This window comes from Sinorhizobium fredii USDA 257, assembly GCF_000265205.3.
Lineage (GTDB): Bacteria > Pseudomonadota > Alphaproteobacteria > Rhizobiales > Rhizobiaceae > Sinorhizobium > Sinorhizobium fredii_B.
The window spans coordinates 4733283-4745325 of record NC_018000.1 but is presented as its reverse complement, the minus strand read 5'-3'; the positions used below and the strand labels follow the sequence as shown (position 1 = coordinate 4745325).

The window sequence follows — 12043 nt, the reverse complement described above, 5'->3', positions numbered from 1 at the left end:
CCCCTGCCGGCCCTGCGGGCAACCTTCCCGACGAGGGGGAAAGGGCGGCTTACCGACCGCCGATCACGCCGATATAGTCGGAGACCCAGCGGTGATAGGGCACGCATTCGCCCTGGCTGGCGCATTTCGCCACCGGCGTCTTCCAAAACTTGACCTTGTCGAAGTCGTTATAGCCGTTGGTCGCGCAGCCCTCGTCTGTCAGGAGTTCGTTGCCTTTGCAGGCGGCGCCCACCGAAGGATTGGCGCCGAACCAGGCGGAGACGTCGCCCTGCACCTTCGGCGAGAGCGTGTGCTCCATCCAAATATAGGCGCAGTTCGGATGCTCGCTCTCGGCATGCAGCATGGTCGTATCCGCCCAGCCCGTCACCCCTTCTTCCGGAATGATCGACGAGATCGGCAGTTTCTCGGCCTGCATCAGGTTGACCTGGAAGGGCCAGGAGCCGGAGGCGACGACGCCTTCGTTCTTGAAGTCGTCGATCTGGATCATCGCGTCATGCCAATAGCGGCCGACCAGCGTGCGCTGAACGCGAAGCAGGTCGAGGGCGGCCTTGTACTGATCCTCGTTGAGCTCATAGGGATCCTTGATGCCGAGGTCCGGCTTGTGGGCCATCAGGTAGTTGGCCGCGTCGGCGACATGGATCGGACCGTCATAGGCCTGGATGCGGCCCTTGTTGGACTTGCCGTCCGGCAGCGTCATTTCCTCGAAAACGACGTTCCAGCTCTTCGGCGGTTGTCCTTTAAACGCCTCGGTGTTGTACATCAGCACGTTCGGCCCCCAGACATAGGGCGTGCCGTAGTGGACGCCGTTGGCCGTGTGCCAGGGCGCGTTCTGCATGCGCTCGTCGATCGTCTTCCAGCTTGGGATGAGGTCGGTGTTGATCGGCTGGACGCGCTTGCCGGCAACCAGACGAAGCGAGGCGTCGCCCGATGCGGTGACCAGGTCGAAGCCGCCTTCGTTCATCAGTGCGACCATTTCGTCGGAGGTGGCGGCTGTCTTGACGCTGACCTTGCAGCCGGACTTCTTCTCGAATTCGGTGACCCAGTCGTAGTTCTTGTCGGTCTCGCCGCGCTCGATGTAGCCGGGCCAGGCAACGATCGAGAGTTCGCCTTCACCCTGGCCGAGCTCCTTCAGCGGTTCCTGGGCAAGGGCGGGGGCGACGAGGCTGAGCGAAAGGGTAAGCGCCGTACAAGAATTCAGGATCTGCTTCATTGAAGTCTCCCCAGTTTGTGCCGCCTTTGCGGGCTTGTTCCCTGAGATGAAGCGTGCCTCTATTTCTCCGCATTCGCAAATTCATTAATCAGAATGGCGATATCGGATTTTCCGATACGGGACGCGGAGTAGGAGTTGGACTCAGCGGGGACGGGCGCTGCGCAAAGCCTCGGCGATGCCGACGAAATCGCGCGCCGACTGCGGCAGGCTCGAGCCTTTGCGCCACACCATGCCCACCTGAACGACCGGCAAAGCGCCGGAAACATCGCGGCTCTCGATCCGGTCGCCTTCGAGCGACCAGGGCCGATAGATGAGGTCGGGCAGGAGGGCGATGCCGGCGCCGGTCGCGACCAGGCTTCTGACCGCCTCGACCGAGCGGGTGCGGAAGGCCACATGGGGGCGGGCGCCGAGCGCCGAGAGCAGCTTGCCGGTGTTTTCCTCGATTTCGTCAATCGTCAGCATGATCAGCGGTTCCTTGGCGATATCTTCGACCGAGATGATGTCGGCGCTGACGAGCGGGTGGCCGATCGGCAGCCAGAGCCGGTAGGGCGAGGTCTCGAGGATTTCCGCCTGCAGCGCCATTCGGTCGCGCAGGTTGGAGATCACCATGACGGCGACGTCGAGCTCGCCGCCGATCAGCAGATGCTCGAGATAGGAGCCGTTGTCCTCGAGGGCGCTCACCTCGACACCCGGGCAGGCGCGTCGATAGCGGGCGAGCAGATCGGAGAGCACGTAGCCGGCAACGAGCGAGGTGACCCCGAGATTGAGCTTGCCGCCGCGTTCCTCGCGGCTGTCGGAGAAACTGCGCCGAGCATCCGAAACATCGGCGAGGATCTTCGTCGCATGCCTGAGGAACTGGTGACCGTTATGAGTGATGGAAAGGCCGCGCGGGTGGCGGTCGAAAAGCTCGACGCCAAGATCGGTCTCCAACTCCTTGACCGCTTCGGTGATCGAGGATTGCGAGATCGACAGGTTCTGCGCCGCACGGGTGACCGAGCCCTGCTCGGCGACGGCGACGAAATATTGCAGCTGCCGGAGTGTGAATGCCATGAGCGAATTAACACCGGGTAGGGACCCGATGGCAAGCGATGCGACGCGGCTGCGCCTTGGCTTGCCGCATTTTGTCGCCCGAAGAATGACGCCGGTGTTAAGGTGCCTTCGAGGGAGAAAAGGATGGATTCGAAACCAGCGCGGCCAACGCCGACAGAGCCTGGAATTCTGGCCTTTCATGAACGTTGCGAGGCTTTCTATCCGGCGGATCCCGTCAACGCCTCGATCGCGCAGCAGCGCAAATGGTACGATGCACTTTGCGCCGAATTCGACGCACCGTCTCCGGCCGGGCTGACGCGGCGGGACGAGCGCGTCGGAGAACGCATCCCGGTCAGACACTATCGGCCGGCGGACGTCGCGACAGAAACCCGCATCCTCTACATTCATGGCGGCGGTTTCGTCGTCGGCTCGCTCGAAAGCCATGACGCGATCTGCGCCGAAGTCGCCCATGGCGCGCGGGCGGAACTGGTCTCGGTCGACTACCGGCTGGCGCCGGAATATATCTGGCCGGCGGCTTTCGAAGATTGCCACGAGGTGCTGAAAAGCCTGCTTGCCGATCGCCGCCCGGTGGTCGTCGCCGGCGACAGCGCCGGCGGCAATCTCGCTGCGGGGATCGCGCTCAGGGCGACGGTGGAGGGGCGTCCGGGCATCGTCGGCCAGGTGCTGATCTACCCCGATCTTCTCGGTGATCTCGCCGGCAGTTCCTATGTCGAGATGGCTGAGGCGCTGGGGCTTTCGACCAAAGACGTCGCCTATTATCGCGAGGTGCGGAAGGCGCCGGTCGACAACGTTTTCGCCCATCCGCTGAAGGCGGACGATCTGGCCGGGCTGCCGCCGGCCTTCATTACCGGCGCGTATTTCGATCCCTTGCGGGACGACGCACGGGGCTATGCGGCGCGCCTTGCCCAAGCAGGTGTGGACGTCACCTATCGCGAAGAGCCGCAGATGATCCATGCCTGGCTCCGGGCGCGGCACATGAGTCCGGGCGCGCGCGAAGGGTTTGACCATCTCGTTCATGGCGTGGCGCGGCTGGTCGGAACAGCTTGAGGCAATCATGAGCGGGGAGACCGACCTTCAGCGCCTGCTCAATGAGATGAGCCCGATCCTGGCCGAACGCGAATATGTCTACTGCACCGTCCTGGGCGATGCCGCGTTGTGGCTTGCCCTTGAGCCGATCGGCACTTTCCGCGAAGCAGAGGGGATGACGCTGATCCTCGAACGGTCAAAGGCGGATGCGGCCGGGCTTTCCTATGGCCCGGTCCTGCGGCTGATTACGCTGAGCGTTCATTCAGCCCTCGAGGCGGTGGGGCTGACGGCCGCTGTTTCGGCCGCGCTCACTCGGGCCGGTGTCAGTGCCAATGTCGTGGCTGCATATTATCACGACCACATCTTCGTGCCGACGGCGGATGCGGATCGCTCGCTCGCGGCGTTGCATGCCCTGAGCCGTGGCAATAGCTGAGCCGGAGGCTTGCATCAGATAGCGGGGCGATCCGTCTGATCGCTCAACTTACATGAAATCCCGCATGATCTGTTTCTCAAAGGTCTTCTCGAAAACCTTCTCCTCACCTTCGAAAGCCTCGACCTTGGCCGAGGTGATCCATTCCGTTTCCGTGCAGCCAAGCCGCGAGGTCGAAACGGTCTTGAGAAACTGTTCGCCGCGCTTGGCAATGCAGGTCCATTTGGAGATGCCTGTCATCGAATGCGGGTCGCCCGGTGCAATCGACCAGGTTTCGTCACGGATATCCTGCGTAGCGTTGCCCGTTTCGGGATGTTCGACGAGCCCGGTGTCCTCGTAGATCTGGTAATGTGTCACACCCTTGGTCATGTCCCGCTCGACGCTGCGGCGCGTTTGCGCCGGCGAGTGCTCGATATAGGTGGGCAGCGGATTGGGGTTGGCCGGCTGCGGCACGACGATCTGGCGGTGGTCACCGAGAAGCGGCAGCGACAGCGAGAGGCTTCCGGTATCGATCGTCAGGCCGGGATCGGTCGGCGGCGGCAGGATCATCGGCCAGTAGGACGTCGAGAGCGACAGGCGGATGCGATGACCGGCGCGGAAGCGATAGCCGCAGGCGTCGAGCACCAGCGTGATGCGCGTCTTGTGGTTCTTCTGCATCGGCTGCGGCTTCGCATTGCCGTTGCGATGGGCGAGGTTGAGGACGCCGAAGGCAACGCGCGTTGCCGTGCCGTCCGGATGGATATCGACGAGACGCGCGACAAGATTGGCGGTGTCGGCGCCGCAGGAGACATCCACGGTGAGGACCGGCTGCCCGAGATAGTCCTCCGCCTCGAGCAGGCGGTGGCTGTCGAAGGTGAGGGACCCCGCATCGTCGATGCGCTGGTCGCCGGCCATCTCGGCATCCGGTTTGAGCGTGAAATATTCGCCGGCGGCGGCGCCGGTATCGAGCGGTGAGCGGACATAGATGTCGCCGATCCCATTTTTGGCCGAGCCGCCGGTCACCAGACTGCCGTCGCTGGAAACCGCGAAAGTCCGCGTTTCAGGTGCGCTCCAGACGTCCTTGGCGATCCAGCGGCCGGGATCTTCGTTGCGCCTCAGCGTCGGCTTCGGGCCGTCGAGGATATAGGCGCGCATCTGCGGCAGCTTTTCGGCATCGTTCCTCTCGTCGCGCAGCCACCGGTTCCACCAGCGGATCGCCTCGTTGTGGAAATCCGCCCGCGGCTTCGGCCAGGCGAAATGCGGATATTTGTGAACCCAGGGGCCGATCAGTGCCTTGGCCTTGCCGCCGAGTCCTTCGATCGCCTTGATCGGCGTGTTGCGGTAGCCGTCGGCCCAGCCGGCGATGACGAGCGCGGGAATCGGGAAGCCCTCGAAATCCTCCGAGATCGAGCCGTGGCGCCAGAAATCGTCGCGACGCTGATGCGCGAGCCATTCCTCCAGGAAGAATGGTTCATTCTCCAGCCGCTCCAGCCACATTTCTTTCCAGCGTTCGCCGACGAGTTCCGGGTCGGGCGAACGCGACTGATAGGCAAGCATGGTCGCCGCCCAGGAAAGCTGGGCCGAGAGATGGCAGCCGTTCTTGTAGTGGATGTCGTCATTATAGCGGTCGACGGTCGAGGCGATGGAGATAACGGCTTTGAGAGCCGTCGGCTTCAGAGCGGCCACCTGCAGGCAGTTGAAGCCGCCCCAGGAAATGCCCATCATCCCAACCTTGCCGTTCGACCAGGGCTGAGCGGCGATCCATTCGATGATCTCGCAGCCGTCGGAGAGTTCGCGCGGCGTATACTCGCCGTCGATCACGCCTTCGGATTCGCCGGAGCCGCGGATATCAACGCGGACGCCGGCAATGCCGGCCGCTGCGAAGACCGGATAGGTGGATTCGTCGCGGGCGCAGGTTCCGTCGCGCTTGCGATAGGGCAGATATTCGAGCACTGCTGGCACGGGGTTCTGCTCGGTGCCCTCCGGCATCCAGATGCGCGCCGCCAGCCGCGTTCCGTCCCGGAGCGTGATCCACTCGTTTTCCATTACGGTGAAGTTGCGATCGGACACGGTTATTTTCTCCCGATTTTCTGCACGTGAGCGATCTGCCGCGGATTGTGAATGCAGGGCGGGGCGCTCCGCTCTCGATCAATTCCCGGCACTCTCCATCCGCCGCGTCTTCAGCACCCGCTCCAACCACCCGATTTCCATCTCCGGCACCGACTTCAAGAGCAGGTCGGTGTAGTCGTCGAAAGGCGGCGAGAGCACCTTCGACTTCGGACCGAACCGCACCAGTCGACCGCGATGCATCACGGCGACCGAGTCGGCGATGGCCCGGACGATTGCGATATCGTGGGTGATAAAGACAAAGGAAACAGCGGTTTCCTCCTGAAGCTTCGTAAGCAGGTTGAGGATGCCTTCGGCCACCAGCGGGTCGAGCGCCGATGTTGGCTCGTCGCAGAGGATGAGTTCCGGCTTGGCGGCGAGCGCCCGGGCGATCGCGACGCGCTGTTTTTGACCGCCGGAGAGTTCGGCCGGATAGCGATCGAGAAAGCGCGACCCCATCTCGATCTGGTCGAGTAGTTCCTTGACGCGTTCGGTTTTCCTGGCGCCGCGCATGCCGAAATAGAAGGAGAGCGGCCGGCCGACGATGTCGCGCACGGTCTGGCGCGGGTTCATGGCCGTGTCCGCCATCTGGTAGATCATCTGGATGCGGCGCAACTGCTCGTTTGTCCGGCCTTTTAGCGCCTTCGGCATTTCCTTGCCGTCGAAGATGATCCGGCCTTGGCTTGGCGGCAGAAGGCCGGTGATGACGCGGGCGAGGGTGGACTTGCCGGAGCCGGATTCGCCAACGATCGCCAGCGTCTGCCCCTTCGGCAGATGCATCGAGACATCGTGCAGCACCTTGAAACCGTTCGAATAGCCGGCATGGACGCCCTCGATCTTGAGGAGCGTGCCAGACTGGTCCGGGGCTTCGTCGCGCTTCGCCTGCCGAACGCTGACAAGCGCCCGGGTATAGTCTTCCCGCGGCGCTTCGATCACCTGCTTGGTGGTACCGTATTCGACGGTCTTGCCGTGACGGAGCACCATGATGTCGTCGGAGATCTGGGCGACCACCGCGAGATCGTGGGTGATATAGAGCGCCGCCGTGTGCGTCTCCTCGATGGCGTGCTTGATCGCCGCCAGCACGTCGATCTGCGTCGTCACGTCGAGCGCCGTCGTCGGCTCGTCGAAGACGATCAGCTCCGGGTTCGGGCAGAGCGCCATGGCGGTCATGGCGCGCTGCAGTTGACCGCCGGAAACCTGATGCGGATAGCGCTCACCGAAGGTTTCAGGGCTGGGAAGGCCGAGCACACGGAAGAGATAGAGGGCGCGTTTCTTCGCTTCCTCTCTCGACATGATGCCGTGGCGGAGCGAGGCTTCGATCACCTGGTCGCCGAGCTTGTGGGCCGGGTTGAAGGCCGCCGCCGCGGACTGGGCGACATAGCAGACGTGGCATCCGCGGACAGAATTGATGCCGCTGCGGTCGAGCTTCAGGATGTCCCGGCCGTTGAGCAGCACCTCGCCGCCGGTGATGCGAACGCCCCCGCGGCCATAGGCGAGTGCGGAGAGGCCGATCGTCGACTTGCCGGCGCCGGATTCGCCGATGAGACCCAACACCTTGCCTTTTTCGAGATTGAAGGAGACGCCTTCGACGAGCGTCACCACTTTCGGCGGTTCGCCGGGCGGATAGCTCGTCGCCTCGATCTTCAGGTTCTTGACGGAAAGCAGATCAGGCATCGCCGCGCCCTCCTTTCAGGCTCGAGGTGCGCTTCATCAGCCAGTCGACGACGAGGTTGACGCTGATGGCGAGGGTTGCGATCGCCGCGCCGGGAACCAGTGCCGCGGAGATGCCGAAGATGATGCCGTCCTTGTTGTCCTTGACCATGCCGCCCCAGTCGGCGGCCGGTGGCTGGATGCCGAGGCCGAGGAAGGAGAGGGTGGAGAGGAATAGGATCGAGAAGGCGAAACGCAGGCCGAATTCGGCAAGCAGCGGCGACAGCGTGTTCGGCAGGATCTCCCGGAAGATGATCCACAGGCTGCCTTCGCCGCGAAGCCGTGCGGCCTCCACGAATTCCATCACCGCGACATCGAGGGCGACGGCGCGGCCGATGCGGAAGACGCGGGTGGAGTCGAGCACCGCCATCACCAGAATGAGGATCCAGAGATGCTGCGGCAGGACGGCAAGCACGACGAGCGCGAAGATCAGCGTCGGGACTGCCATCATCAGATCGTTGAAGCGCGAGAAGAGCTGGTCTACGAAGCCGCCGGTGACGGCCGCCGCGAAGCTCAGGATCATGCCGAGCGCGAAGGAGATCAGGGTCGCCGCCAGCGCCACGAAGATTGTTGTGCGGGCGCCGTAGATCAGGCGCGAGAGCAGGTCGCGCCCGAGATTGTCAGTGCCGAGCAGGAAATCGCCACCGGCTGGCATCCAGATCTCGCCGACGACGTCCCGCTCGCCGAAGGGGGCAATGAAGGGAGCGAAGAGGGCGCAAAGAAGGGCGACAGCAATGCCGATGATGCCGACCCAGGCGCTGATGGGGATAGATCGCAGGTTCATCGCGGGTGCCTCAGTCTCGGATTGGCGAGAATGGCGAGAATATCGGCCGCCATGTTGAGGAAAATGTAGAAGGCCGCGAAGATCAGCCCGCAGGCCTGCACGACCGGCATGTCGCGCACCGTCACCGCGTCCACCATGTACTGCCCCATGCCGGGATAGACGAACACCACCTCGACGACGACGACGCCGACGACAAGATAGGCGAGATTCAGCGCGATGACGTTGATGACCGGCGCCACGGCGTTGGGCGCGGCATGCCGCGCGATGATGCGGAAGGTGCCGAGACCCTTGAGTTCAGCGGTCTCGACATAGGCCGATGACATGACGTTGAGGATCGCCGCCCGCGTCATGCGCATCATGTGCGCTAGGACGACGAGCACGAGGGTTGCGACCGGGAGTGCAATCGCCGAGAGCCGCTCGGTGAAGGTCATGCTGTCGTAGACGGTCGCCGGGAATGTGGCGACGCCCAATTGGACGGCGAAGAACATGATCAGCAGATAGCCGATGAAAAATTCCGGCAGAGAGATCGCCGCCAGCGAAATCACGTTGATGATCTTGTCCGGTAGTCGATTGCGGAACTGCACCGCGAGCATGCCGAGGCCGACGGCAAGCGGCACGGAAATGAGAGCCGCGAAAAAGGCGAGAAAGAGGGAATTGCCGAGTCTCTTGCCGATCTGTTCGCTGACCGAGTTCTTGCTTGCCCAGGAGGTGCCGAAGTCGCCCTGAACGGCACCGCCGAGCCAGCTGAGATAGCGCTCGCTCCAGGGCCGGTCGAGGCCGAGATCCTTGCGGATGTTCTCGACTGCTTGCGGCGTCGCCGACTGGCCGAGATAGGTGGTGGCGAAATCGCCGGGGAGCGCCTCGATGCCGCCGAAGATCATCAGCGACACGGCGAAGAGCAGGCCGACGCTGAGGCCGAGGCGCTGAAGGATCAGCGCCACGAGAGGGCGGCGAAAGACGAAACGCCGCCAGAAAGTGCCGCCGAGCTCGCCGGTGGCGGGGTTGGGCTTTGCTGGTACTCCGGAAAGCTCGGCGGAGCGCGGGTGTGTGTCACCCGCGGCCCCATCGGTCAGAACCGGACCAGTGATCGGTCCGCTCTCCATCGTCACGCGTCCAGCCACACCCGGGTTGCGACATAGCCGTTCGACATGTCGTTGCCGATATCGTGGACGTAGCCCTTCACCTGCTTGGTGGACGCGTTCACGAAGTCGTTGAACATCGGCAGGATCACGCCACCTTCGTCGCGGACCATCATCGCCAAGGTGCGGTACATGTCCTTGCGCTTGGCCTCATCCAGCTCGGAACGCGCTTGGAGCAGGAGCTTGTCGAAGTCCTCACGCTGGAAGCGGGTGTCGTTCCAGTCGGCGTTGGACAGGTAAGCCGTCGAGTACATCTGGTCCTGGGTCGGACGGCCGCCCCAATAGGAGGTGCAGAACGGCTGGGCGTTCCAGACATTGGTCCAGTAGCCGTCGCCCGGCTCGCGCTTGACCTCGATTTCGATGCCGGCCTTCTTGGCGCTCTCCTGGTAGAGAACGGCGGCATCCACCGCGCCCGGGAAGGCGACGTCGGAGGTGCGCAGCAGCACCGGCCCGCTGTGGCCCGACTTCTTGTAATGGAAGGCGGCCTTGTCCGGATCATAGACGCGCTGCTCGATGCCTTCCGGGAAGAGGGCATAGGTGTCGTTGATCGGGAAGTCGTTGCCGATCTTGCCGTAACCGCCGAGGATTCGCTGGACCATGGTCTCGCGGTCCATCGCCAGCTTCAGCGCCATGCGAAGGTCGTTGTTGTCGAACGGCGCGGTGTTGCAATGCATGATGAAAACGTAGTGGCCGCGGCCGGACGTGTTCAGGATCTCGACCGTCGGCGCGCGCTTCAGGAGACTGACCGTCTTCGGGTCGATGCGGTTGATAAAGTGCACCTGACCGGATGAAAGAGCGGCGATGCGTGCCGTCGCGTCGTTCATGGCGATCAGTTCGACCGAATCCACGTAACCTCGATCCGTACGCCAGTCGTCCTGGTTTCTTTCGAAAGTGGCACGCACGCCCGGTTCGAAGCTCGCGACCTTGTAGGGCCCGGTGCCGACCATGGCGTCGGGGTTGTCCATGCCGCCGTTCGGTTGGATGACGAGGTGATAATCGGAAAGCAGCAGCGGCAGGTCGGCATTGCCTTCGGTCAGCGTCAGCACGAGCTTGCCGCCATCGGCCTTGATTTCCTTGATGGATTTCATGACGCCAAGGGCGCCCGACTCCGACTTGTCGTCCGTGTGACGCTGCAGCGTCTTGACGACGTCCTCTACCGTCAGTTCCTTGCCATCATGGAATTTGACGCCCTTGCGGATCGTGAAGGTCCAGGTCGCCGCGTCGGCGGAAGGCTCCCAAGACTCGGCAAGCGCCGGCACGGGCGCGCCGGTCGTCGGGTGGCTTTCGACGAGCAGGTCGCCCCAGGTCCGAACGACGACGAACAGGAATTGTGAAAGCGCCTTTGCCGGGTCTTTCGAATCGGTTGCGGCCGCACCCTCGAGGCCGAGTTTCAGGTGCCCGCCGCGCTTCGGCTCCTGCGCTGCGGCACTGGTCGCAAACAGCGTGTTCGCGGTCGATGCGGCAATGCCTAACGCGGCAGCGCGCCCGAGAAACTCGCGGCGGTTCATTTTGCCCAGCATGACCTGGCGTGTCAGATAATCCTTGTAATCGCTCATTCCCCTGTTCCCTTTCGTTAGCCGGCATTCGCCGTTCATTGTGATTGGTAGAGACTGCGTATCGCCATCCTTTTCGATGGCCCAAGGCACTGTACCGCTTGGATGTCCTTTCCTTTATCCTCCGTCCTGTCTCGGGGGCGCTATAGGCTTCAACCAAAGGCTATCCGCTCGATCGAAGCTTGTAACGTCCTAAATGATCATTTCTTTCCATAAGTTGGCCTTGTGGACTCCAGTCTACGGCGCCACGCCGCCATTCCGGGCCACCGGCCTCATCTCCCCTTCCAGACCGGATCGCGCTTCTCGGAGAAGGCGCGGGCTCCCTCCAGTTGGTCTTCGCTCGAATAAAGCACGTCGACCGTCTTGAACTGGCGACGGGTGATCTTGTTCATTGTCGTCTGGAAGTCGCGGCCCTCGGCTTCGCGCACCACCTCCTTGATTGCCGCATAGACGAGCGGCGGGCCGCTTTCGAGGAGGCGCGCGAGTTCCCAGGCGCGCTCCATCAGCCGCCCTGGGGGCAGGATCTCGTTGACGAAACCCCAGCGATGCGCCTCCGCGGCTTCGAGCCAGCGCCCGGTCAGAAGCATGTCCATGGCGATGTGATAGGGGATGCGCTTCGGCAGCTTGATCGAGGCAGCGTCGGCGACCGTGCCGGAGCGGATTTCCGGTAGCGCGAAGGTCGCGTGTTCGGCCGCGAGAATGAGATCTGTCGAAAGGGCGATCTCCAGCCCGCCGCCGCAGCAGATGCCGTTGACGGCGGCGATGATCGGCTTGTTAAGGTCGCGGAGCTCCTGCATGCCGCCGAAACCGCCGACACCATAGTCGCCATCGACGGGATCACCCTCCGCCGCCGCCTTCAGGTCCCAACCGGGACAGAAGAATTTCTCGCCGGCCGCGGTGATGATCGCCACCCGCAGCGCCGGGTCGTCACGGAAATCGCGGAAGATCTCGCCCAGGACCCGACTTGTCTTCAGGTCGATGGCGTTCGCCTTCGGCCGGTCGATCGTGACTTCGAGAATGCCGCCTTCGCGGCGGGTGAGGATCGGTCCGGTCATA

General features: G+C 63.3%; 10 protein-coding genes. 2 read left to right on the top strand and 8 right to left on the bottom strand.

Features of this window, described 5'->3' with window-relative positions:
* Positions 1-49 precede the first annotated feature (49 nt).
* Complete coding sequence (locus USDA257_RS22210) at positions 50-1210, bottom strand: ABC transporter substrate-binding protein (RefSeq protein WP_014765224.1); 1161 nt, start codon at positions 1208-1210, stop codon at positions 50-52.
* A gap of 141 nt (positions 1211-1351) precedes the next feature.
* Positions 1352-2260, bottom strand: a complete 909-nt coding sequence (locus USDA257_RS22205) for a LysR family transcriptional regulator (protein WP_041414530.1) — start codon at positions 2258-2260, stop codon at positions 1352-1354.
* Positions 2261-2383: 123 nt separating this feature from the next.
* Between USDA257_RS22205 and USDA257_RS22200 the strand changes: the two genes are divergently transcribed.
* Both USDA257_RS22200 and USDA257_RS22195 read left to right on the top strand, forming a co-directional pair.
* Positions 2384-3307 carry an alpha/beta hydrolase gene (locus USDA257_RS22200; protein WP_041414528.1) on the top strand — a complete coding sequence of 308 codons (924 nt, stop codon included), beginning with the start codon at positions 2384-2386 and terminating at the stop codon, positions 3305-3307.
* 7 nt (positions 3308-3314) lie between these two features.
* A complete protein-coding gene (locus tag USDA257_RS22195; RefSeq protein WP_041415509.1) occupies positions 3315-3719 on the top strand; it encodes an ACT domain-containing protein in 405 nt (134 codons plus the stop codon).
* 48 nt (positions 3720-3767) lie between these two features.
* Here the strand turns inward: USDA257_RS22195 and USDA257_RS22190 are convergent, their stop codons facing one another.
* The 6 genes from USDA257_RS22190 to USDA257_RS22165 form a co-directional block, all read right to left on the bottom strand.
* A complete protein-coding gene (locus USDA257_RS22190; protein ID WP_014765221.1) occupies positions 3768-5765 on the bottom strand; it encodes a CocE/NonD family hydrolase in 1998 nt (665 codons plus the stop codon).
* A 78-nt stretch (positions 5766-5843) separates the two neighbouring features.
* Entirely contained in the window at positions 5844-7475 is a 1632-nt protein-coding gene (locus USDA257_RS22185; RefSeq protein WP_014765220.1) for an ABC transporter ATP-binding protein, read from the bottom strand.
* The gene (locus USDA257_RS22180; RefSeq protein ID WP_014765219.1) at positions 7468-8295 is read right to left on the bottom strand and encodes an ABC transporter permease; all 828 of its coding nucleotides are present in this window, start codon (positions 8293-8295) and stop codon (positions 7468-7470) included. Before USDA257_RS22180 ends, USDA257_RS22185 begins: the two co-directional genes overlap by 8 nt.
* Positions 8292-9398: an ABC transporter permease gene (locus USDA257_RS22175; RefSeq protein ID WP_041414526.1), complete on the bottom strand. Its 1107-nt coding sequence runs from the start codon at positions 9396-9398 to the stop codon at positions 8292-8294. Before USDA257_RS22175 ends, USDA257_RS22180 begins: the two co-directional genes overlap by 4 nt.
* Before the next feature lie 2 nt (positions 9399-9400).
* Positions 9401-10990 carry an ABC transporter substrate-binding protein gene (locus tag USDA257_RS22170; protein WP_014765217.1) on the bottom strand — a complete coding sequence of 530 codons (1590 nt, stop codon included), beginning with the start codon at positions 10988-10990 and terminating at the stop codon, positions 9401-9403.
* A gap of 269 nt (positions 10991-11259) precedes the next feature.
* On the bottom strand, positions 11260-12042 hold the full coding sequence (locus USDA257_RS22165) for a carnitinyl-CoA dehydratase (protein WP_014765216.1): 783 nt from the start codon (positions 12040-12042) through the stop codon (positions 11260-11262).
* Position 12043: the final 1 nt, after the last annotated feature.